The organism is Variovorax soli, assembly GCF_031454625.1.
Lineage (GTDB): Bacteria > Pseudomonadota > Gammaproteobacteria > Burkholderiales > Burkholderiaceae_C > Variovorax > Variovorax soli_A.
This window is the reverse complement of record NZ_JAVDRF010000001.1, coordinates 724299-747146: the sequence shown is the minus strand read 5'-3', so window position 1 is coordinate 747146 and position 22848 is coordinate 724299. Positions and strand designations below refer to the sequence as shown.

General features: G+C 68.6%; 23 protein-coding genes. 18 read left to right on the top strand and 5 right to left on the bottom strand.

The annotated features are described in order from the left end of the window. Positions 1-159: 159 nt before the first annotated feature. Positions 160-1155, bottom strand: coding sequence for a succinylglutamate desuccinylase/aspartoacylase family protein (locus J2739_RS03625; RefSeq protein WP_309898600.1), 996 nt, complete (start codon positions 1153-1155; stop codon positions 160-162). 74 nt (positions 1156-1229) lie between these two features. On the opposite strand from J2739_RS03625, the gene J2739_RS03620 reads away from it, so the two are divergent. After that, positions 1230-1502 (top strand): hypothetical protein, encoded by a 273-nt coding sequence (locus tag J2739_RS03620; protein ID WP_309898598.1) that lies wholly within the window; start codon positions 1230-1232, stop codon positions 1500-1502. Here the strand turns inward: J2739_RS03620 and rpe are convergent. Continuing rightward, complete coding sequence (gene rpe, locus J2739_RS03615) at positions 1492-2187, bottom strand: ribulose-phosphate 3-epimerase (RefSeq protein ID WP_309898595.1); 696 nt, start codon at positions 2185-2187, stop codon at positions 1492-1494. The genes J2739_RS03620 and rpe overlap by 11 nt on opposite strands. Before the next feature lie 50 nt (positions 2188-2237). Between rpe and apaG the strand changes: the two genes are divergently transcribed. From apaG to J2739_RS03590, 5 genes are all read left to right on the top strand, one after another. Further along, the gene (gene apaG / locus J2739_RS03610; protein WP_309898593.1) at positions 2238-2633 is read left to right on the top strand and encodes a Co2+/Mg2+ efflux protein ApaG; all 396 of its coding nucleotides are present in this window, start codon (positions 2238-2240) and stop codon (positions 2631-2633) included. Between the two features lie 99 nt (positions 2634-2732). Then, a complete protein-coding gene (locus tag J2739_RS03605; RefSeq protein WP_309898591.1) occupies positions 2733-4001 on the top strand; it encodes a cation:proton antiporter in 1269 nt (422 codons plus the stop codon). Positions 4002-4155: 154 nt separating this feature from the next. Beyond that, positions 4156-5274 carry a YbdK family carboxylate-amine ligase gene (locus tag J2739_RS03600; protein ID WP_309898717.1) on the top strand — a complete coding sequence of 373 codons (1119 nt, stop codon included), beginning with the start codon at positions 4156-4158 and terminating at the stop codon, positions 5272-5274. A 12-nt stretch (positions 5275-5286) separates the two neighbouring features. Further along, positions 5287-6255, top strand: a complete 969-nt coding sequence (gene thiL, locus J2739_RS03595; protein WP_309898589.1) for a thiamine-phosphate kinase — start codon at positions 5287-5289, stop codon at positions 6253-6255. A gap of 115 nt (positions 6256-6370) precedes the next feature. Continuing rightward, entirely contained in the window at positions 6371-7288 is a 918-nt protein-coding gene (locus J2739_RS03590) for an aspartyl/asparaginyl beta-hydroxylase domain-containing protein (protein WP_309898587.1), read from the top strand. Between the two features lie 84 nt (positions 7289-7372). Here J2739_RS03590 and J2739_RS03585 read toward each other — a convergent pair whose 3' ends face one another. Continuing rightward, a complete protein-coding gene (locus J2739_RS03585; RefSeq protein WP_309898586.1) occupies positions 7373-8188 on the bottom strand; it encodes an isocitrate lyase/PEP mutase family protein in 816 nt (271 codons plus the stop codon). Between the two features lie 112 nt (positions 8189-8300). Here J2739_RS03585 and J2739_RS03580 point away from each other — a divergent pair, with 112 nt between their 5' ends. Beyond that, positions 8301-8504 (top strand): hypothetical protein, encoded by a 204-nt coding sequence (locus tag J2739_RS03580; RefSeq protein ID WP_309898584.1) that lies wholly within the window; start codon positions 8301-8303, stop codon positions 8502-8504. Positions 8505-8529: 25 nt separating this feature from the next. Here the strand turns inward: J2739_RS03580 and fur are convergent, their stop codons facing one another. Beyond that, positions 8530-8949 (bottom strand): ferric iron uptake transcriptional regulator, encoded by a 420-nt coding sequence (fur, locus tag J2739_RS03575; protein ID WP_309898582.1) that lies wholly within the window; start codon positions 8947-8949, stop codon positions 8530-8532. A gap of 92 nt (positions 8950-9041) precedes the next feature. Here fur and J2739_RS03570 point away from each other — a divergent pair, with 92 nt between their 5' ends. The 11 genes from J2739_RS03570 (at position 9042) to gshB (ending at position 22038) form a co-directional block, all read left to right on the top strand. After that, positions 9042-9605: an outer membrane protein assembly factor BamE gene (locus tag J2739_RS03570; RefSeq protein ID WP_309898580.1), complete on the top strand. Its 564-nt coding sequence runs from the start codon at positions 9042-9044 to the stop codon at positions 9603-9605. Positions 9606-9696: 91 nt separating this feature from the next. Beyond that, positions 9697-10497, top strand: a complete 801-nt coding sequence (dapB, locus tag J2739_RS03565) for a 4-hydroxy-tetrahydrodipicolinate reductase (protein ID WP_309898715.1) — start codon at positions 9697-9699, stop codon at positions 10495-10497. Continuing rightward, positions 10494-11192 carry a MotA/TolQ/ExbB proton channel family protein gene (locus tag J2739_RS03560; protein ID WP_309898578.1) on the top strand — a complete coding sequence of 233 codons (699 nt, stop codon included), beginning with the start codon at positions 10494-10496 and terminating at the stop codon, positions 11190-11192. The genes dapB and J2739_RS03560 overlap by 4 nt, the downstream gene beginning before the upstream one ends. Positions 11193-11206: 14 nt before the next feature. Then, on the top strand, positions 11207-11665 hold the full coding sequence (locus tag J2739_RS03555) for an ExbD/TolR family protein (protein ID WP_309898576.1): 459 nt from the start codon (positions 11207-11209) through the stop codon (positions 11663-11665). Positions 11666-11787: 122 nt separating this feature from the next. Beyond that, positions 11788-14451, top strand: a complete 2664-nt coding sequence (gene leuS, locus J2739_RS03550) for a leucine--tRNA ligase (protein ID WP_309898574.1) — start codon at positions 11788-11790, stop codon at positions 14449-14451. A gap of 11 nt (positions 14452-14462) precedes the next feature. Next, positions 14463-14972 carry an LPS-assembly lipoprotein LptE gene (locus tag J2739_RS03545; protein WP_309898572.1) on the top strand — a complete coding sequence of 170 codons (510 nt, stop codon included), beginning with the start codon at positions 14463-14465 and terminating at the stop codon, positions 14970-14972. Continuing rightward, positions 14972-16033, top strand: coding sequence for a DNA polymerase III subunit delta (gene holA / locus J2739_RS03540; RefSeq protein WP_309898569.1), 1062 nt, complete (start codon positions 14972-14974; stop codon positions 16031-16033). Before J2739_RS03545 ends, holA begins: the two co-directional genes overlap by 1 nt. 86 nt (positions 16034-16119) lie before the next feature. Then, positions 16120-17412: a glutamate-5-semialdehyde dehydrogenase gene (locus J2739_RS03535; RefSeq protein ID WP_309898567.1), complete on the top strand. Its 1293-nt coding sequence runs from the start codon at positions 16120-16122 to the stop codon at positions 17410-17412. Between the two features lie 165 nt (positions 17413-17577). Beyond that, on the top strand, positions 17578-18876 hold the full coding sequence (gene gshA / locus J2739_RS03530) for a glutamate--cysteine ligase (protein WP_309898565.1): 1299 nt from the start codon (positions 17578-17580) through the stop codon (positions 18874-18876). 162 nt (positions 18877-19038) lie between these two features. Further along, positions 19039-20907, top strand: a complete 1869-nt coding sequence (locus J2739_RS03525) for a potassium transporter Kup (protein WP_309898563.1) — start codon at positions 19039-19041, stop codon at positions 20905-20907. A 186-nt stretch (positions 20908-21093) separates the two neighbouring features. Then, positions 21094-22038 carry a glutathione synthase gene (gene gshB / locus J2739_RS03520; RefSeq protein WP_309898561.1) on the top strand — a complete coding sequence of 315 codons (945 nt, stop codon included), beginning with the start codon at positions 21094-21096 and terminating at the stop codon, positions 22036-22038. 45 nt (positions 22039-22083) lie between these two features. Here gshB and J2739_RS03515 read toward each other — a convergent pair whose 3' ends face one another. Next, complete coding sequence (locus J2739_RS03515; protein WP_309898559.1) at positions 22084-22848, bottom strand: class II glutamine amidotransferase; 765 nt, start codon at positions 22846-22848, stop codon at positions 22084-22086.

Below are 22848 nucleotides of genomic sequence, written 5' to 3'. Positions count from 1 at the left end.
AATGGCGGGTGCGCCTATCCATGGGTCACGCGCACCGGTGAATCGTTGGGGGCTGTCGACATAGGCTCCTCGGCTGAGACTCCGGCAGACGCGCCGGCCATTTCTTCGTAACACGCCTGTGACGCGTTGTTCCCGCTCCAAGGAAGCGTGCTCGAACAGCTACGGCAAGGCCGGCCGGCGCAGGTCGCGATCGCTCTCGACGGCGAAATAGAACCACTCGGCGCCGGGCAGGGCCTGCGCGTTCGGGAACACGATGAAGCCGTCGCGGTCGGCCGCCAGCACGCTGCCATCGGCGCGCACGCCGATGGGCTCGCCCTTGGCCACCGGGTCGAAGGTGGCCCATTCGCGCACGAACTGGTCGTCCTCGTCGTCTCGATCGGTCACGCTGACCAGCCGCAGCAGCGAAGGCGTCGCCGGCGGCTTCGCGTGTGGATCGGGCGCGACCATGCCCAGCAGCCGCAGCGCCGCATGGATGGCCCGGTGCGCGACCTCGGGCGCGGCCGGGTCCTCGTGCTGGCCGCATTCGAGCGTGACGCCGTAGCCGCCGCGGCTGCGCATGTATTCGTTGGTGCCCCAGCCGAAGGCCAGCGCGGCCTCGTCGGCCGGCCGGCCGCCGGCGCGTTGCGCCAGGCCGGCGGCGTAGATCTCGAGCCAGCCTTCGACCACGCGCGGCGTGCCCATGTGCAGCGCCAGCTGACCTTCCTCGAAGGCGCGCGCGAAGGGCTCGAGCGTGCCGGCGTTGTCGCGCGGGCCGATCATCGCGAAGGCCTCGCCCGCGCTCTGGAAGGAATGCAGGTCGAGCAGGACGTCGTGCCGCTCGAGCAGCGGGCACAGCAGGTTCGTGATGCGGGCCTCGTAATCGGCCGGCGCCTCGCCCGCCGGCGTGGGCTTGAACAGGCGGTTGAGATTGCGCTCGCCCTCGCGCCGCATCAATCGGCGCGCCAGCGGATTGGCCACCGGCACCAGCGTGAGCTGACCGCGCAGCAGCTGCAGCGCGCCGCCGTCCAGCTCGGCCAGCGTGCGCTCGATGCCTGCGGTGCCGCAGGTCTCGTCGCCATGCACGCCGCCGAGGACGATCAGCCTCGGCCCGGGCTCGAGGGCGGTGAATCCATGGATGCGAAGAAGGTCGGAAACGTGGGGTTGCTGCGCGCTCATCTCGCCGCTGATCCTACAGGGCGGCGCATGGCGGTCCTACCGGGCTTTCCGCGATGCCGTGCCACAAGGCAGGCATGAGCAAGAAGCAAGCAATGGCCAGCAAGAAGGCGCCCGCGAAAACCGATCGGCCGAAGGACGCCGGCGATGGCAGGACCCAGGTCGAGCAAGGCGGCGAATCGGCGCCGCGCCTGCCGCACGAGCGCGACCAGTCGTCCGACAGCCAGCAGAACCAGGGCGGCTCGGCCGAGCGGGGCCGCAAGGGCATGGAGGACGTGGAACGCGGCGTGGTCGATACCGACCGAGGCCCGGCGGCCGACCGGGTCTACAACGAGAAGCTCAAGCCTTGAGCTCGAGCCGGGCGCGCATGTCCGCGATCACGTCCGCGTAATTCTCGGCATTGAAGATCGCGCTGCCGGCCACAAAGGTGTCCGCGCCCGCGCTTGCCACGCGCGCGATGTTGTCGGCCTTGATGCCGCCATCGACCTCCAGCCGGATGTCGCGCCCGCTGGCCTCGATGCGCTTGCGGGCGAGCTCGATCTTGCGCAGGGCCGAATCGATGAAGCTCTGACCGCCGAAACCCGGGTTGACGCTCATGATGAGGATGAGGTCGATGTCGTCGATCGCCCAGTCCAGCGGCTCCAACCCGGCGCCCGGGTTGAAAACCAGCCCGGCCTTGCAGCCGGCCGCCTTGATGGCCTGGATGCTGCGGTGCGTGTGGGGCGAGGCGTCGGGATGGAAGCTGATGTAGTCGGCCCCGGCCTGCGCGAAGGCGGCCGCCAGCGCATCCACCGGCTCGATCATCAGGTGCACGTCGATCGGCACCGCGGTGCCGCCGGCGGTCTTCGCATGCGGCCTGAGCGCCTGGCAGACCATGGGGCCGAAGCTGAGGTTCGGCACGTAGTGGTTGTCCATGACGTCGAAGTGGATCCAGTCGGCGCCTGCGGCGATCACATCGGCCACTTCGGCGCCGAGCCGCGCGAAGTCGGCCGAGAGGATGGAGGGGGCGATGCGGAAAGTGCGGCTGCTGCTCATGGGGGCGAATTGTCGCAGGCCGTGCTTCACCAATTGTTAACATCGCGCCGATGTCCAGCCATCCGATCAACATCCAGGTGGAGCCGCGCTACCTGCCCGAACAGTCTTCGCCCGAAGACCGGGTCTATACCTTCGCTTACACGATCACCGTGACCAACACGGGGCACGTGGCGGCGCAGCTGATCGCGCGGCACTGGGTCATCAACGACGCAAGCGGACAGACGCAGGAGGTCAAGGGCCTCGGCGTGATCGGCCAGCAGCCGCTGCTGGCGCCGGGGCAGTCCTTCCGCTACACCAGCGGATGCCGGCTGCAGGCGCCCAGCGGTACCATGCATGGGAGCTACTTCTTCGTGACCGAGCGCGGCGAACGCTTCGACGTCGCGATCCCCATGTTCGTGCTGGAAGCCGACGCGGGCGCACCGCCCGTCTCGCGCGTGCTGCACTGAACGCAAGCCTTCTTCCTCGAGCCATGAACGCCGCGTGCGCTCTGCTCGATGCGCAGCGCCTGCCCGGCGCCCGCGCACTTTGTTGAACAGATTGGAAAGATGAGTTCTTTCATTCCCGATGACCTCCTCGGCTTCTGGTCCGAGTGGCTGCGACCCTCGGCGGGCCTGCCCACCGTGCTGTGGTCGCTGCTGCTGGCCGCCGCGGCCGCGGCCGGCCACCTGGTGCAGCGCTACGCGGGCATGCCGAAGGTGGTCGGCTATTCGATGGTCGGAACGCTGGTCGGCCTGGCCGGCTTCGAGGGCGCGATGTGGCCGCTGCAAGGCATCAGCCTGTTCCTGCTCGAGCTCGGCGTGGCGATCGTGCTGTTCGAGGCCGGGGGCCGCTTGCCGCTGCGCTGGTTTCGCCACAACCCGATGGTGCTGGTGCAGAGCCTGCTCGAAGCCACGCTGACCTACTTCGGCGTGTTCTGGGTGCTGCACTGGATGGACGTGCCCGACCCCGTGGCCAACCCGATCGCGCTGATGGCCATCGTGGCCTCGCCGGCCGTGCTCAGCCGGGTCGTGATCGACACCCGCGGCTCCGGCCCGGTGACGGAGCGGGCGCTGACGCTGGCCACGCTCAATACCTTCTACGCGCTGGCCCTGGGCTACGCGCAGGCGGGGCTGATCGAGCATGCACCGCTGGGCCTGCTCCAGAAGCTCTATCCGGTGGCGGTGGTGCTGGGCCTGTCCTTCGTGGTGGGTGCGCTGATGGCGCTGTCGCTGCGCTCCGCCCTGCGCGTGATGAGCCCGACCAGCGAGAACACCTCCATCCTGCTGCTCGCGATCATCGCGGCCGGCGCCGCGCTGGCCGCGCACTTCGGCGGCTCGGCGCCGCTGGCGGCATTGATCGGCGGCGTGCTGCTCAAGGCCCTGCATCCCAAGCCCTGGGTCTGGCCGCGGCAGCTGGGCACCGCCGCTTCGCTGCTGACCATGCTGATGTTCGTGCTGGTGTCGGTGGTGGCGGCCCAGGCCGACTGGAGCCTGCCCATTGCCAGCGTGGTGCTGGCGGTGATCGCCGTGCGCACGGTGGCCAAGATCGCCGGCGTGGCGATCGCCAACCCGGGCAGCGGCGCGAGCTGGCGGCAGGCCCTGTGGGTGGGCTGCGCGATGGCGCCGCTGTCCTCGATCGCGCTCCTGATCACCTCCGGCTTCGTGACCGCCTCGCCGCTGCTGGGCGCGATGATCACGCAGATCGCGCTCCCGGCGATCCTGCTGATGGAAATCCTGGGCGCGGTGATGGCCACCGTCGCCATCCACGGCGCCGGCGAAAGCTCCAGGCCGTGGATGCCCGAAGCGTTCAGCATCACGGAGGAGACGCAGCGATGAGCGCAGCGCAGCGCCGCCCCAGGCAAGCTCGCGCCTCCTCGGGGGGCAGCGATGACACGAAGTGCAGAGCGCGGGGGTCGATATGAGCGTCTTCAACACCGGCGTGCCGCTCGCGGGGACGCCGCCCGTGCCCGGCTCCCCCGAGAGCCGCGTCGTGCCGCTCGAGCCTTTCAACAAGTCGGTCGCCCTGTCGCTGGGCGTCGAACTCGAGCTGCAGCTGGTCAACACCCACGACTACGATCTCGCCCCCTATGCCGAGGACATGCTGCGCCTGATGGCCCAGACGCCGCTGCCCGGTAGCGTGGTGCCCGAGATGACGTCGAGCATGATCGAGATCTCGACCGACATCTGCCACTCGGCCAAGGACGTGGTGGCGCAGCTCACGCCCATTCGCGATGCGCTGGTGAAGAATGCCGACAAGCTCAACATCGCGGTGGTGGGCGGCGGCACGCACGCCTTCCAGCAGTGGCACGAGCGGCGCATCTACGACAAGCCGCGTTTTCGCGAGCTGTCGGAGCTCTACGGGTACCTGTCGAAGCAGTTCACCATCTTCGGCCAGCACGTGCACATCGGCTGTCCCGACGCGGACGGCGCCCTGCTGATGCTGCACCGCATGTCGCGCTACATCCCGCACTTCATCGCACTGTCCGCCTCGTCGCCCTTCGTGCAGGGGCAGGACACGCAGTTCGATTCGGCGCGGCTCAACTCGGTGTTCGCCTTCCCGCTGTCGGGCCGCGCGCCCTTCACGCTGTCGTGGAAGGAGTTCGGCGCCTATTTCGAGCGCATGACCCGTACCGGCGTCGTGCGCAGCATGAAGGACTTCTACTGGGACATCCGGCCCAAGCCCGAATACGGCACCATCGAGATCCGGGTGTTCGACACGCCGCTCACGGTGGAACGCGCCGCGGCGCTGGCCGGCTACGTGCAATCGCTGGCGGCCTGGTTCCTGCAGGAGCAGCCCTTCACGCCGACCGAGGACGACTACCTGGTCTACACCTACAACCGCTTCCAGGCTTGCCGCTTCGGCCTGGACGCGCTCTACGTCGACCCCGCCACCGGCAGCCACATGCCGCTGCGCGACCATATCCTCATGACCATGACCCAGCTCGAATGGCACAGCGAGGCCCTGGACGCCACCCAGGCCCTGGGCCAGCTGCGCACCAGCGTGGAAGCCAACCGCAACGACGCGCGCTGGCTGCGCGAGCGCCAGGCCAGGGAGCGGCTGTTGGCCGAGGTCGTGCGGCAGGCGGCGCTGCGCTTCCGCCACGGCTGAGAAGCCATGACCATGGGCGAGTTCGACCTCATCGAACGCTACTTCAAGCGTCCGGCCACGCGTTCGCCCCTGGGCGTGGGCGACGACTGCGCGCTGCTGGCACCCGCCCCGGGCATGCAGCTCGCCGTGTCCACCGACATGCTGGTGGAAGGCCGCCATTTCCTCTCCACGGTCGACCCCGCGCGCCTGGGCCACAAGGCACTCGCGGTCAACCTCAGCGACCTGGCCGCCTGCGGGGCGAAGCCCCTGGCCTTCACCCTCGCACTGTCGCTGCCGGCGGTCGACACGGCCTGGCTGGAGGCTTTTTCGCGCGGCCTGTTCGCGCTGGCCGATGCGCACGGCTGCGAGCTGGTCGGCGGCGACACCACCCGCGGGCCGCTCAATGTGTGCATCACGGTGTTCGGCGAGGTGCCGGCCGGCGCGGCGCTGCTGCGCTCCGGTGCCCGGCCGGGGGACGAGCTCTGGGCCAGCGGCACGCTGGGCGATGCGCGGCTGGCGCTGGAAGTCTTTCGCGGCACCCTGGCGCTGCCGCCCGAGGCCTTCGAGCAGGCGCGCCGGCGCATGGAGCTGCCGGAGCCGCGCGTCGCGCTGGGCCAGGCGCTGCGCGGCATCGCCAGCGCCGCGATCGACCTGAGCGACGGGCTGGTCGGCGACCTCGGCCATATCCTGGCTGCCAGCGGCGTCGGCGCGACGGTCGATGCCGATGCCGCCTGCGCCGTGACCGGTGTTCCCGCCTCGGCCGCGCTGGACCCGGCGCTGCGCCGCACCTGCGCGCTGGCCGGGGGCGACGACTACGAGCTGCTCTTCAGCGCGCCGCCTGCCGCGGCGGCCGCCGTGCGCGAGGCCGGTCGGCAGAGTGCGACTCCGGTCGCGCGCATCGGCCGCATCGAGGCGGCGGCGGGCCTGCGCATCGTCGATGCACAGGGCGTGCCGGTCGTGCAGCCATTCGCGGCCTTCGATCATTTCCAGGTCCGGACGTAGGGCGCCGCGGCCTTGCGGGGTCCGGGGCTGCGCCCCACGGGAGATTCAGCGAAAATCCAGGCCCCGCTTCCTCCCGGCGACGACGTCCCAGGGTCGTCACGTCTCCCGCGCACCGATGTTCAGCTTTCTCTCCTACAAGCTCCTGATCCCGCTCGTCTTCCTGGGCTCCGGCCTCTACGTGCATTTGCGCGGCCAGGTGCGGCACCGGCTCGGCCGGCAGCTGAGCGACCACTCGACCTTCCTGGCGCCGCTCAACGTGGTGATGTACTGGTTCTCGTCGGTGCCTTCGAAGCCCTACATCGACCTGAAGCAGTTCCCCGAGCTGGACGTGCTCCGGAACAACTGGCAGACCATCCGCGACGAGGGCCTGGCGCTGTTCGACGAGGGCCATATCCGCGCCGCGGCAGGCTACACCGACATCGGCTTCAACTCCTTCTTCCGCACCGGCTGGAAGCGCTTCTACCTCAACTGGTACGGCGACTTCCTGCCGTCCGCCAAGGGCCTGTGCCCGAAGACCACCGAGCTGCTGGCAGGCATTCCCTCCGTGCGCGCGGCGATGTTTGCGATCCTGCCGCCGGGCAGCACGCTGGTGCGGCACCGCGACCCGTTCGCCGGCTCACTGCGCTACCACCTGGGCCTCAAGGTGCCGCAGGACGCGCCGAGCTGCCGCATCTTCGTCGATGGCCAGCCCTACCACTGGAAAGAGGGTGAAGCCGTGATGTTCGACGAGACCTACATCCATTACGCCGAGAACCTCACGGACGAGACCCGGCTCATCCTTTTCTGCGACATCGAGCGGCCGCTCAGCAACCCCGTGGCGCGTTGGATCAACCGCGAGATCGGCTGGCGCATGATCAAGGCCGCGGCCACGCAGAACGTGGACGGCGAGCCGATCGGCGGGCTGAACAAGGCCTTCGCGCAGGTCTACAAGATCCGCGTGCTGGGCAAGCGCCTGAAGGCCTGGAACAAGCCCAGCTACTACCTCGTGAAGTGGGCGATCTTCGGCGGGCTGTTCTACTGGCTGTTCTTCTGAGCGCTGCGCTCGCCGGCGGCTCGCCAACCCGAGGACCCATCGACGATCGACGGCGCGTGACGGCCAACCCGGGCTGACAGAGGCCTAGCCGAACAGCTGGTTGAGCTCCTGCCCGGAGGCCGCGTCCCTGAAGCCGTCGAAGCGGCCCTCCAGCAAGGGGCGCGCGGCACGCATGAATCCGCCCCACGCCGCGCGCGCCAACGCGCCGCCGACACTCACGCGCCGCACGCCCAGGCCGGCAATGTCCTGCAGCGTGAACTCGCTGGTGGAGCCGATCAGCAGGTTCACCGGCTTGGGTGCCACTGCGGCCACCACGGCGGAGATCTGTTCGCGCGTGCGGATGCCCGGCGCGTAAAGGCAGTCGGCACCGGCCTCCGAATAGGCCTTGAGCCGTGCGATGGTGTCCGCGAGGTCGGGGTGCCCCAGAAAGAAGTTCTCCGCCCGGCCGACCAGCAGCGTCTCGCCGCCCTCCTGGTCGATGGCCGCGCGCGCGGCGCGCAGGCGCGCCACCGCCACGTCGATGTCGTACAGCGGATGGTCCGCATCGCCGGTCGAGTCCTCGATCGACAGTCCGGCCACGCCGGTGTCGATGGCCATGCGCACGCCCTGCGCAACGCCCTGCGCGTCGGCGGCGAAGCCGCTTTCGAAGTCCGCGTTCACCGGCAGCTCGGTGGCCGCGACCAGCTCGCGAAGGTGGGCCAGGACCTGCGCGCGCGAAAGGGCGCCGTCGGCCTGGCCGCGCGACCAGGCGAAGCCGGAGCTGGTCGTGGCGAGCGCCTGGAAGCCCAGGCTCTCCAGGAATCGCGCGCTGCCCAGGTCCCAGGGATTGGGCAGCACGAAGCAGCCCTCGGCATGGAGCTGGCGGAAAAGGGCACGCTTTTCGGCAACGGTACGGGTCATGGGAACCTCGGTTTGAGAGGGTGGTCGGCTTCGGACGCCATCCAGCCAGGTTATAGAACAGCGAGAACCGCACAGCGGCGGCGGGACGGCGGAACTACTGCAGAATACCCGGATGAACTGGCTCGCACCCCTTCCCGTCGCATTGCTCATCGCCGGCTGCGGGGTGCCTCCCAACCAGGTCGTTCCGCTGCGCGACGGCACCCTGCGCGCCACCACCTACGTCCAGGCCGCAGACCATTGCCGGGAAAAGGGGTCGACCGCCCGCATGCTGGGCAAGGCTCCGGCCGAGCAGGGCGTGCTGTTCCGCTGCGAATGATGCCAGGCGCCTGCGCAGGTCGGCCCTAGCGCTTGCTGGCGCAGTCGGCGCACAGGCCGTACAGGGACATCGCGTGATCCTGCAGGATCCAGCCCTTGTCCTTCGAGATCATCTGCTGGCGGCGCTCGATCTCCGCGTCGTAGAACTCCTCCACCCTGCCGCACCCGGTGCACACCAGGTGGTCGTGGTGCTTGCCCTCGTTGAGCTCATACACCGCCTTGCCGCTCTCGAAGTGGCTGCGCTCGAGGATGCCCGCCTGCTCGAACTGCGTCAGCACGCGATAGACGGTGGCCAGGCCGATGTCGGAATGTTCGTTGAGCAGCACCCGGAATACGTCTTCCGCCGTCATGTGGCGCTGGCCACCGTTCTGGAAGATCTCGAGGATCTTGAGGCGCGGCAGCGTGGCCTTGAGGCCGGTGTTCTTGAGTTCGTCGATGTTGCCCATGATGGTTCCTGCGCCCGTCCCTGCGAGGGGCCCACGCAGGGCCAGCCGCTACAATGGGCCGATCATATCGCTTGCCCTCCTGGCCCTTTTTCATGCCTGAGATTTCCCAAAGCCGCCTCTGGCTGCTCGCCGGCGCCGTCGCCGCGACGCTGAGCCTGGGGGCCTGCAGCAGCTTCAGCGAGCGCTCGCGCAGTGCGCTCACCGCCATCACGCCCTACAAGGTCGAAGTCGTTCAAGGCAACTTCGTCTCCAAGGAGCAGGTCGAGCAGCTCAAGCCCGGCATGTCGCGCCAGCAGGTGCGCGAGCTCCTCGGCACATCGCTCCTGGCCGACGTGTTCCACGCCAATCGCTGGGACTATGTCTTCACCATCCGGCGCCAGGGCGTCGAAGCCCAGCAGCGCCGCCTGACGCTGTTCTTCAACGGCGACGTGCTCGACCGCTTCGAGGGCGACCCGATGCCCAGCGAGCAGGAATTCGTCGCCGCGGTCGACGCCCGCGGGCACGCCGGCAAGGTACCGGTCCTGGAAGCCACCGAAGACCAGCTCAAGAAGTTCGAGCCGGCCAAGGACAAGGTCAAGGACGGCGACGCCGACACCTCCGCCGCTTCGCTGCCGCCGCTGCCCCCAAGCTATCCGCCGCTCGAAGCGACGCGCTAGAACGACTCCCCCGCCTCCCTGCCGGCCGCACCGGCCGGCCTTTCACGAAGGCCCCCGCGTGACCGATTCCCCCTCCTCCTCCACGCTGCCGCTGCGCCGCATCGCCATCGCCGGCGCCTCCGGGCGCATGGGCCACATGCTGATCGAGGCCGTGCGCGAAGCGCAGGACTGCCGCCTGGCAGGCGCCCTCGACATCGCCGGCAGCCCGGGCATCGGCAGCGATGCCGCCGCCTTCCTGGGCTTCACCAGCGGCGTGCCCATCGTGTCCGACCTGCGCACCGGCCTGCAGGACGCCCAGGTGCTGATCGACTTCACCCGGCCTGAAGGCACGCTGGCGCACCTGGCCGTGTGCCGCGAGCTCGGCGTGCAGGCCGTGATCGGCACCACCGGCTTCAGCGAGGCGCAGAAGGCCGAGATCGCTGCCGCCGCCAAGGACATCGCCATCATGATGGCGCCCAACATGAGCGTGGGCGTCAATGTCACCTTCAAGCTGCTGGAAATGGCGGCCAAGGCCCTGTCCACCGGCTACGACATCGAGATCATCGAGGCGCACCACCGCCACAAGGTCGATGCGCCCTCGGGCACGGCGCTCAAGATGGGCGAGGTGATCGCCGGCGCGCTCGGCCGCGATCTCAAGGACTGCGCGGTCTATGCGCGCGAGGGCATCACCGGCGAGCGCGACCCGTCGACGATCGGCTTTTCGGCGATCCGCGGCGGCGACATCGTGGGCGACCACACGGTGCTCTTCGCCGGCACCGGCGAGCGCATCGAGATCACGCACAAGTCCGCCAGCCGCGCCACCTACGCGCAGGGCAGCCTGCGCGCGGTCCGCTTCCTGGCCGAGCGCACGACGGGCCTGTACGACATGTTCGACGTCCTCGGGCTGCGATGACGGTCCTGGAGCTGCTCACCCACGGCGATGGCGTCAGCCGCTCGGTGGCGGCGCTGCTGCTGCTGATGTCGGTGGCGAGCTGGGTCGTGATTCTCTGGAAGGCGTGGCTGCTGCGCGGCGGCACCCATGACGTGGTGCGAAGCATCGCGGCCTTCTGGCAGTCGGCTTCGCTGGGGGACGCCGAGCAGCGCTTGCGCGGCTTCGACCGCGCGGCGCTGGTCTGGCCGGCGGTGAGCGCGGTCAGACAGCTGGGCGCGCAGCCCGATCCGGCCACGCTCGGAGGCGCAGTGGCCCGCGCCCAGCGCCTCACGCGCGTGCTGCGCGACGCCCTGCATGCCGCCCTTCGGCGCCTGCAGTCGGGCCAGATCCTGCTGGCGACCGTCGGCGCCACCGCGCCCTTCGTCGGGCTGCTGGGAACGGTCTGGGGCATCTACGGCGCGCTGACGGGCATTGCCGGCGAAGCCGGCGGGTTCACCATCGACAAGGTGGCCGGGCCGGTGGGCGAGGCGCTCATCATGACCGCTTTCGGCCTGGCGGTGGCCATTCCGGCCGTGCTGGCCTACAACGTGTTCGGCCGCGTCGTCAGCCGCATCGAGGCCGAGCTCGAGGGCTTCGCGCACGACCTGCTGGGCGCCCTCGGCGAAGATCCGGCGCGCGAGGCGCCGCTGCCGCCTGCCCGGCCCATGCCTGCGTAGCCCGCGGACACGCGATGGCCTTCGGTCGCACCTCCCTCGGCAGCACCGCGACCGGCGGCCGTGCGATCGGCGCAGGCGGGCAGCGGCCGCTGTCGGACATCAACGTCACGCCGCTGGTAGACGTGATGCTGGTGCTGCTGGTGATCTTCATCATCACCGCCCCTCTGATGGCCAGCTCGATCAGGCTGGACCTGCCGCGCACCGACGCCGGCCAGCCGACCGACACGCCGAAGTTCGTGAGCCTGTCGGTCGATGCGGCCGGCCGGCTCTTCCTCAACGACCAGCCCGTGACGGCCGAGGAACTCGCAGCCCGGCTCCAGAAGGCTGCAGCCGACAGCCGCGACACCGAGGTCCAGCTGCGCGCGGACCAGACCGTTCCCTACGGCAAAGTGGTCGAGCTGATGGGCATCGCCAACAAAGCCGGGCTCAGCCGCATCGGCTTCGTGACCGAAGCGCCCGCCAGGAAGCCCTGAGATCCTCCAGCGAGAGGACACCGGCCGGGCCTTCCGGGATTCGGCCAGCTGCGGGCGCGGCCAGCCGCGATAATCACCCTTCCCCGGCCAGCCGCTGCCGGGCTGTTGTTGCTCTCTGCCCAATGAACCCCAGCTACAAACCCAGCGATGTCGAGTCGTCCGCCCAGGCCGCCTGGACGGCGGCCGATGCCTACCGCGTGACCGAGGACGCGAACAAGAAGAAGTACTACGCCTGCTCGATGCTGCCCTACCCCAGCGGCAAGCTGCACATGGGCCATGTGCGCAACTACACGATCAACGACATGCTCACGCGCTACCTGCGCATGAGCGGCTACAACGTGCTGATGCCCATGGGCTGGGACGCCTTCGGCCTGCCGGCAGAGAACGCAGCGCTCAAGAACGGCGTGCCACCGGCGAAATGGACGAACGAGAACATCGGCTACATGAAGGGCCAGCTCCAGGCGATGGGCCTCGCGATCGACTGGAGCCGCGAGATCGCGACCTGCGACCCCAGCTACTACAAGTGGAATCAGTGGCTGTTCCTCAAGATGCTCGAAAAGGGCATCGCCTATCGCAAGACGCAGGTGGTCAACTGGGACCCGGTCGACCAGACCGTGCTGGCCAACGAGCAGGTGATCGACGGCAAGGGCTGGCGCACCGGCGCGACCGTCGAGCGGCGCGAGATCCCGGGCTACTACCTGAAGATCAGCGACTATGCCGAGGAACTGCTCGACCACACCCAGCACAAGCTGCCGGGCTGGCCCGAGCGCGTCAAGCTGATGCAGGAGAACTGGATCGGCAAGAGCGAGGGCGTGCGCTTCGCCTTCCCGCACGACATCCGGGACGAGAAGGGCGAGCTCATCCAGGGCGGCCGCATGTACGTCTTCACGACGCGGGCCGACACCATCATGGGCGTCACCTTCTGCGCGGTGGCGCCGGAGCACCCGCTGGCCCTGCACGCCGCGAAGAACGCGCCCCAGGTCGCCGCCTTCATCGAGGAATGCAAGAGCGGCGGCACCACCGAGGCGGAGCTGGCGACACAGGAGAAGAAGGGCGTGCCCACCGGCCTGCACGTTCGCCACCCGATCACCGACGAGCCGGTGCCGGTGTGGGTCGGCAACTACGTGCTGATCGGCTACGGCGACGGCGCCGTGATGGGCGTGCCGGCGCACGACGAGCGCGACTTCGCGTTCGCCAACAAGTACGGCATCGAGATCATCCAGGTGGTGCTGGTCGACGACGAACCGCACTTCGACTATCACCGCTGGCAGGACTGGTACGCCGACAAGCAGCGCGGCGTGACCATCAACTCCGACAACTTCAGCGGCATGTCCTATGCGGAGGCGGTCAAGGCGGTGGCGCATGCGCTGGGCCAGAAGGGCCTGGGCGAGATGCAGACCACCTGGCGCCTGCGCGACTGGGGCGTGAGCCGCCAGCGCTATTGGGGCACGCCGATCCCGATCATCCACTGCGAGCAGCACGGCGCGGTGCCGGTGCCTGAGAAGGATCTCCCGGTCGTGCTGCCCACCGACTGCGTGCCCGACGGCTCGGGCAACCCGCTGCACAAGCACGAGGCCTTCCATGCCGGCGTGGTCTGCCCCGTCTGCGGCAAGCCGGCGCGGCGCGAAACCGACACCATGGACACCTTCGTCGACAGCGCCTGGTACTTCATGCGCTATTGCGATCCGAAGAACGACCAGGCCATGGTCGCCGAGGGCGCCGAGTACTGGATGCCGATGGACCAATACATCGGCGGCATCGAACATGCGATCCTGCACCTGCTTTACGCGCGCTTCTGGACCAAGGTGATGCGCGACCTCGGCCTCGTGAAGGTGGACGAGCCTTTCAGCAAGCTGCTCACGCAGGGCATGGTGCTCAACCACATCTTCTACCGGCGCACCGAGAAGGGCGGCAAGGAGTACTTCCCGCCTTCGGAGGTGACGCAGGCGGTGGATGCGCAGGGCCGCATCACCGGGGGCACGCTGGCCGACGGCACGGCGGTCGAGTACGGCGGCGTCGGCAAGATGGGCAAGAGCGAGCGCAACGGCGTCGACCCGCAGGACCTGATCGAGAAGTACGGCGCCGACACCGCGCGTCTCTACACCATGTTCACGGCGCCGCCCGAGGCCACGCTGGAGTGGAACGACGCCGCGGTGGAAGGCAGCTTCCGCTTCCTGCGCCGGGTCTGGAACTACGGCGTCGCGCTCGGCACGGCGCAGGCGGCCGTGCCCGAAGGCACGGAGATCGACATCGAGACGGTCGATCCGCGCTCGGCCTTCGGCAAGGAAGCCAAGGCGCTGCGCCGCGAGGTGCACACCGTGCTGCGGCAGATCGATTACGACTACCAGCGCATGCAATACAACACCGTGGTGTCGGGCGCGATGAAGCTGCTGAACGCGCTGGAGGGTTTCAAGGCCGATGGCAGCCCGGGCGACCGGGCGGCCGTGCGCGAAGGCTTCGGCATCCTGCTGCGCTGCCTCTACCCGGCCACGCCGCACATCACGCACGCGCTGTGGCATGCGCTCGGCTACGACAAGCTGCACGGCGTGCTGCTCGACGCGCCCTGGCCGGAGGTCGACACGATCGCGCTCGAGCAGGACGAGATCGAGCTGATGCTGCAGGTCAACGGCAAGCTGCGCGGCTCGCTGCGCGTGCCGGCCAACGCCAGCAAGTCGGAGATCGAGAAGATCGCGCTGGCGAGCGAGGCCTTCGTCAAGCACGCCGAGGGCGCCCCGGCCAAGCGCGTGATCGTGGTGCCCGGGCGACTGGTCAACGTGGTGATATGAAGAAAGACGGCATGAACAGATCCTTCCCGTCGCGCCGGGCCCTGCTTGCCGGCGCTGCCGCCTCCGCGCTGGTCCTTGCGGGCTGCGGCTTCGAGCTGCGCCGCGCGCCGGACTTCGCCTTCAAGTCGCTGGCGGTGCCGGGCAAATCGGCCTTCGTGAACGCCCTGCGCCGGCAGTTTCGCGCCGCCGGCAACGTCGAGCTGGTGCCGGAGGAAGAGAAGGACCGCGCCGAGGCGATCCTGGAGGTCCTGTCGGAGAACCGCGGCAGCGCCGTGCTCTCCACCAACTCGGCCGGCCAGGTGCGCGAGCTGCAGCTGCGTCTGGCGATGCGCATCCGCTTGCGTACCCCCGGCGGCAAGGAGCTGCTGGGGCCGACGCTGATCGAGCAGTCCCGCGACATCACCTACAACGAAACCGCCGCCCTCGCGAAAGAAAGCGAGACCGAGCTGCTGTACCGCGACATGCAGGCCGACATCGCCCAGCAGACCCTGCGCCGGCTGGCGGCGGTCAAGAGCCTCTGATGCAGCTCGCAGCGGCCCAGCTCGAAGCCCACCTGCAAAAGGGGCTGAAGCCGCTCTACGTGATCCACGGCGACGAGCCCCTGATCGCGCAGGAGGCGGCCGACGCGATCCGCTCGGCCGCGCGGCAGCAGGGCTACACCGAGCGCAGCTCCTACACGGTGGCCGGCGCCCATTTCGACTGGAGCGCGGTGCTGGCGGCCGGCGGCTCGCTGAGCCTGTTCGCGGATCGGCAGATCGTCGAGATCCGTATCCCTTCCGGCAAACCGGGCAAGGATGGCAGCGCCGCACTGCAGCAGATCGCCGAGGCGGCTGCCGGCAACGACAGCACCCTGACCCTGGTCCTGCTGCCGCGGCTGGACAAGGCCACCCGCAGCGGCGCCTGGTTCGCGGCACTCGAAGCGCAGGGTGTCAGCCTGCCAGTGGAGACCATCGAGCGCGCGGCGCTGCCGCAGTGGATCGCGCAGCGGCTGGCGCGCCAGGCGCAGCGGGTGAAGGGCGGCGAGGAGGGCCAGCGCACGCTGCAGTTCTTCGCCGACCGTGTCGAAGGCAACCTGCTGGCTGCGCACCAGGAGATCCAGAAGCTCGCGCTGCTGTATCCGGCCGGCGAACTCGGCTGGGAGCAGGTCGAGGCCGCCGTCAACAACGTGGCGCGCTACGACGTCTTCAAGCTTTCCGAGGCGGTGCTGGGCGGCAATCCGCAGCGGGTGGCGCGCATGCTCGAGGGCCTGCAGGCCGAGGGCGAGGCCGAGGTGCTGGTGCACTACACGCTCGCCGAGGACATCCGCGCGCTCAAGCGGGTGAAGGACGCCATGTCGGCCGGCCGCCCGCTGCCCATGGCGTTGCGCGAGAACCGCATCTGGGGCCCGCGCGAGCGTGCCTTCGAGCGCGTACTGCCGCGGCTGGACGAACGCGCGCTGGCACGCCTGCTGCGCGCCGCCCACGTGGTCGACGGCATCGTCAAGGGCCTGAAGCAGCCCGACTGGCCGGCCAACGGCTGGCAGGCGCTGCAGCGGCTGGCGCTGATGCTGTGCAGGGCCTGCACGGTGCCGGCGCGGGGCTGAACGCGCTCCGGGCGTTGCTGGTTCCGGAACCCGGCGTTTCCATACGCAGCTCAGTCCCACGAGCCTCGCGTGGGAAAATGACCGCCATGAACGCCTTCAACGTCAACGAACACATGCAGGCCCTGGGGCTGCAGGCCAAGACGGCTTCCGCCCGGATGGCGAAGGCCCCCGCCGCGACCAAGAACCAGGCGCTCAAGGCGCTGGCGCGGCGCCTGCGCGAGAACGCCGAGGCCCTGGCGCCCGCCAATGCGCGCGACATCGAGCGGGCCCAGGCCGCCGGGCTCTCGGCCCCGATGGTGGATCGCCTCAAGCTCACGCCCAAGGCCATCGAGACCGTGGCGCAGGGCTGCGAGCAGCTGGCCGCCATGCCCGACGTGATCGGCGAGGTCATCGGGATGCGGCAGCAGCCCAGCGGCATCCGCGTGGGCCAGATGCGGGTGCCGATCGGCGTCTTCGGCATGATCTACGAAAGCAGGCCCAACGTGACGATCGAGGCCGCCAGCCTCGCCATCAAGAGCGGCAACGCGGCGATCCTGCGCGGCGGCTCGGAGGCGATCGAGTCCAACCGCGCCCTGGCCGCACTGGTGGGCGAGGCGCTGGCCGAGGCCGGCCTGCCGGTCGAGGCGGTGCAGCTGGTGCAGACCACCGACCGCGAGGCGGTGGGCCGTCTGATCGCCATGCCCGAGTTCGTGGACGTGGTCATCCCGCGCGGCGGCAAGGGCCTGATCGAGCGCATCAGCCGCGAGGCCAAGGTGCCGGTGATCAAGCACCTCGACGGCAACTGCCATGTCTACGTCGACGACACGGCCGAGCTCGACATGGCGGTGCGCATCGTGGACAACGCCAAGACGCAGAAGTACAGCCCCTGCAATGCGGCCGAGGGCCTGCTGGTGGCGGCCTCCATGGCCGAGAGCTTCCTGCCCGAGATCGGCTCCATCTTCGCGGCCAAGGGCGTCGAGATGCGCTGCGACCCCGCCGCAGCGCGCATCCTGCGGGCCGAGGGCGCGCTGCCTCCGGGTGCCAGGGTGGTCGACGCGGTCGAGTCCGACTGGTCGGAGGAGTACCTGGCGGCCGTCATCAGCATCAAGGTGGTGGCGGGCGTGGACGAGGCCATCGCCCACATCAACCGCTATTCCAGCCATCACACCGACGCCATCGTGACCCGCGACCACCTGCACGCCCAGCGCTTCCTGCGCGAGGTGGACTCGGCCAGCGTGATGGTGAACGCCAGCACGCGCTTCGCCGACGGCTTCGAATTCGGGCTGGGGGCCGAGATCGGCATCAGCACCGACAAGTTCCATGCGCGCGGGCCGGTGGGGATCGAGGGGCTGACTTCGCTGAAGTACGTGGTGCTGGGCCAGGGCGAAGTGCGGACCTGAGGCGGACATCCGAACGCAGAAGGCGCAGAGGCTTCGCGTCTTCTGCGAAACCTCCGCGTCTTCGCGTTCCCGAACTCATCCCGCCTTGTCATCCACCCCGGCACCCTCAAATCCTACAATTCCACTCCACCTTTCGTTGCAGAACACGCATAACAAGGCCGCCTCATGGTTCCCCACCTCGTCACTGCCCTGACCGGCCCGATCAACGAACTGGAGCAGCGCATCCTCGACTCCATGCCGGCCATCGAGCGGTGGTTCCGGCTCGAATGGATGGAGCACACGCCACCGTTCTACAGCTCCGTCGACATCCGCAATGCCGGCTTCAAGCTGGCGCCGGTCGACACCAGCCTGTATCCCCGCGGCTGGAACAACCTCACCGACGACATGCTGCCGCTGGCGGTGCAGGCGGCGCAAGCCGCGATCGAGAAGATCTGCCCCGAGGCGCGCAACCTGCTGGTGATCCCCGAGAACCACTCGAAGAACACCTTCTACCTGGCCAATGTGGCGCGGCTGGTGCGGATCTTCCACATGGCCGGGCTCAACGTGCGGGTGGGCTCCATCGACCCGGCCATCAAGTCGCCCAAGACGATCGAGCTGCCGAACGGCGAAAGCGTGTGCCTGGAACCGGTGGTGCGCAGCCGGCGCCGCCTCGGGCTCAAGCACTTCGACCCGTGCACCATCCTGCTCAACAACGACCTCTCGGCCGGCACGCCGGGCATCCTCGAAGACCTGCACGAGCAGTACCTGCTGCCGCCGCTGCATGCGGGCTGGTCGGTGCGCCGCAAGAGCAACCACCTCCACAGCTACGAGGAAGTGTCCAAGCGTTTCGGCAAGCTGCTGGGCATCGACCCCTGGCTGATCAACCCCATGCACGCGCGCGCAGGCGGCGTCGACCTGGCGGAAGGCAAGGGCCTGGACGTGCTCACCAGCCATGTCGATGCGCTGCTCACCAAGATCCGCCGCAAGTACAAGGAATACGGCATCAACGAGAAGCCCTTCGTGGTGGTCAAGGCGGACAACGGCGCCGATCCCATGGGCGTGATGACGGTGCGCGACCTCAAGGATCTGGAGGTCTTCAACCACCGCGCACGCACCCGCACGGCCGCCGCCAACGACGAGTTGCGGATCGCGAGCGACCTGATCGTGCAGGAAGGCGTGCTGACCAACGAGCGCGTGCATGACGGCGTGGCCGAGCCGGTGGTCTACATGATGGACCGCTACGTGGTCGGCGGCTTCTACCGCGTACACGCCGGCCGCAGCCCCGACGAGAACCTCAACATTCCCGGCGCCAGCTTCGTGCCGTTGGCTTTTTCGGAGAGTGCGCACTTACCGCAGCCAGGCGCCAAGCCCGGCGCGAGTGCCCCCAACCGCTTCTACATGTACGGGGTGATCGGCCGGCTGGCCATGGTGGCCGCGAGCTATGAAATGGAAGCCACCGACCCGGACGCCGAGACGTACGAATGATTTCTTAATCGCCCGGTTTTGCGGCAGGTCCGGGTGGCGGCAAAATAGCGACCCCACAGCAACGCAAAACCCCGAGGGCGGAGGGCGACGGGCGGGCCGCAAGAGGCCGCCGAGGCGCCGGGGCGTGAATCTCACGCCGCACACCCTTGTGCACCGATTTTCGTGTCCCCGACCAAATCCTCCTCCGCCGCGCTGATCCTCGCGGCCATCGGCGTCGTCTACGGCGACATCGGCACCAGCGTGCTGTATGCGGTCAAGGAGGTGTTCGGCCACGGCCATGTCCCGTTCACGGCCGAGAACGTCTACGGCATCCTGTCGATGTTCTTCTGGACGCTGACGGTGATCGTCTCGCTCAAGTACGTGGTGCTGGTGCTGCGCGCCGACAACGAGGGCGAGGGCGGCCTGGTCGCGATGCTGGCGCTGGCCTCGCAGGCCGTGGTCGACAAACCGCGCCTGCGCAACGTGCTGCTCGTGGTGGGCGTGTTCGGCACCTCGCTGTTCTATGGCGACGGCGTCATCACCCCGGCCATCTCGGTGCTGTCGGCGGTCGAGGGCCTGGAGGTCGTGTCGCCGCATTTCAAGCACTATGTGATCCCGATCACGCTGGTCGTGCTGTTCTGCCTGTTCGCGGTGCAGAAGCACGGCACCTCGGGCATCGGCCGCTTCTTCGGGCCCATCACGCTGACCTGGTTCCTCGCCATCGCGCTGCTGGGGGTCTCGCAGATCCTCACCCATCCCGCCATTCTCAAGGCCATCAGCCCCTACTTCGCGCTGCGCTTCATGTGGGAGAACCCGGGCACCAGCTTCATCATCCTGGGTGCGACCGTGCTGTGCGTGACGGGGGCGGAAGCGCTGTACGCGGACCTCGGCCATTTCGGCAAGCGGCCGATCCGCGTTGCCTGGTTCTCGGTCGTGATGCCGGCGCTGACGCTCAACTACTTCGGCCAGGGCGCGCTGCTGCTGGAGAACCCGGCGGCGGTGAAGAACCCATTCTTCATGATGGCGCCCGAGTGGGCGCTGATCCCGCTGGTGCTGCTGGCCACCGCGGCCACGGTGATCGCCTCGCAGGCGCTGATCACCGGCGCCTTCAGCGTCACCCGGCAGGTGATCCAGCTGGGCTACCTGCCACGGCTGAACATCGAGCACACCAGCGTGCGAACGGCGGGACAGATCTACATCCCCTTCGTCAACTGGGGCCTGTTCGTCGCCATCGTGCTGGCGGTGGTCATGTTCCGCTCCTCCAGCAACCTGGCCGCGGCCTACGGCATCGCCGTGACCACCGACATGCTGATCACCACGGTGCTGACCTTCTTCGTGATCCGCTACGCCTGGAAGTACCCGCTGGCGCTGTGCATCGCCGCCACCGGCTGGTTCTTCGTGGTCGACTTCCTGTTCTTCGCCTCCAACCTGCTGAAGCTGTTCGAGGGCGGCTGGTTCCCGCTGCTCATCGGCGGCTCGATCTTCATGCTGATGTTGACCTGGAAGGAAGGCCGCCGCCTCATGGGCCAGATGCAGATGGCCGAGGCCATCGACCTGCGCGGCTTCCTGGACTCGGTCTTCGTCAACCCGCCGGCGCGGGTGGACGGCACCGCCGTCTTCATGACCGCCGAGCCGGGCGTGGTGCCCAACGCGCTCCTGCACAACCTCAAGCACAACAAGGTGATGCACGAGCAGAACCTGTTCGTCACGGTGCGCAATCACGAGGTGCCGTGGATTCCGATGGACAAGCGCATCGAAATGGAGCCGCTCGGCCACCATTGCTGGCAGGTGGTGGTGCACTACGGCTTCAAGAACGACGTGGACCTGCCGCGCGCGCTCGAGCATGCGCGCCTGCGCGGCTGCCAGCTCGAGCCGATGACCACCAGCTACTTTCTCTCCCGCGACGTGGTCATTCCCACGCTCGGCAGCGGCATGGCGCCCTGGCGCGAGAAGCTGTTCGCCCAGATGCACCACAACGCGAGCGGCGCGGCCGGCTTCCTCGGTCTGCCGAACAATGCCGTGGTGGAGCTCGGCTCGAAAATCGAGATCTGAACCCGCACTCCGTGCCGCCATGCACTTTCCAGGACCCGAGCCCCGCGCGCTGGCGATCCGGCATGGACGCCGCAAACCCTTCGCCGGCAAGGACATCGCGCCTGCCTGCAAGATCAGACAAGACGCCCGGGCCGCCGCCGACGACGACGCGGCCCGTCCCTCATCGACCGCCGGAAAGACCTCCTGATGCACATCCTCTTCATTGCCGATCCCCTCGAGCAGTTCAAGATCTACAAGGACACGACCTTCTCGATGATGCGCGAGGCGCAGCGCCGCGGCCACAAGCTCTCGGCCTGCGTGCCGCAGGACCTCAACTGGCAGCGCGGCCGCCCCGTCACCGCGAAGGTGCGCGAGGTCGTGCTGACCGGCGAGCAACAGCCCTGGTTCCGCGAGGACGCAGTGATCGAGCGCCCGCTGCACGCCTTCGACGCCGTGCTCATGCGCAAGGACCCGCCCTTCGACGCCGAGTACATCTACGCCACGCATCTCCTGGAGCAGGCCGAGCGCGAGGGGGCACGCGTGATCAACCGTCCGCGCGCGTTGCGCGACCATCCCGAGAAGCTGGCGATCATGGAGTTCGCCGAATACACCACCCCGACCTTGGTGACGCGCGACCCGGACGCGGTGCGCGCCTTCCATGCCGAGCACCAGGAGATCATCCTCAAGCCCTTGGACGGCATGGGCGGCATGGGCATCTTCCGCGTCGGCCCCGACGGGCTGAACCTCGGCTCCATCGTCGAGACACTCAACCGGCACGGCGCGCAGACCATCATGGTGCAGCGCTTCGTGCCTGAGATCACGCAAGGCGACAAGCGCATCCTGGTGATCGGGGGCCAGGCCGTGCCCTACAGCCTGGCGCGCATCCCGCAGGGCAGCGAGGTGCGCGGCAACCTCGCCGCCGGCGGCAAGGGCGTGGCGCAGCCACTGACCGAGCAGGACCGGCGCATCGCGGAGGCCATCGGCCCGGTGCTGAACGAGCGCGGCCTGCTGCTCATTGGCCTCGACGTGATCGGCAACTCGTTGACCGAGATCAACGTCACCAGCCCGACCTGCTTCCAGGAGATCACCGACCAGACCGGCTTCGACGTGCCGGCCATGTTCATCGATGCGCTCGAGGCCGAGCTGAGATAGGACATCGGGACCGGACGCCCCTGAACGATGTTCAGGGTCCGGCGTTCAGGCCCTGCGCTGTCCGTCGACGAAGAGTGCCAGCTCGCCGGGCGCGAACGGGGTCCAGGTTTCGTTGACGGTCAGCGGCGCGGTCACCACCACGGCGACGCGATCATTCGGCGTGGTGTGCTGGGCGAAGTCGATGGACAAGTCCTCGTCCGACAGCTCTGCCGTCAGGAAGGGATGGCGCCGCTCGATGTACCAGAGATGCGTCGAGGCATGCGACCACAGCGCCTGCCCGTTGGAAAGCATGAAGTTGAAGCTGCCCTGGCGTGCGAAGCGCGGCACCAGCTCGCGCAGCGTGAGCGTCAGTTCCTCGACGTTCGGCACGCCGGCATGCGACTTGGCCAGCTCCTGCATGAGCCAGCAGAAGGCATGTTCGCTGTCCGTGCTGCCCACCGGGCGGAAGCTGCCGTGCAGCCGCGGCCGGAAGTCCTTCAGGTCGCCGTTGTGGGCAAACACCCAGTAGCGGCCCCACAGCTCGCGCACGAAGGGATGGCAGTTCTGCAGGTTCACCGCGCCCTGCGTGGCCTTGCGGATGTGGGCGATGACGTTGCGGCTCTTGATCGGGTAGCGGCGGATCAGCTCGGCCACCGGCGACTCGCAGGCCGGCTGGTGGTCCACGAAATGGCGCAGGCCGCGGTCCTCGAAGAACGCGATGCCCCAGCCATCGGCATGGTGGTCGGTGCGCCCGCCGCGCTGCGCGAATCCAGTGAAGCTGAAGGTCACGTCGGTCGGCGTGTTGCAGTTCATTCCGAGAAGCTGGCACAT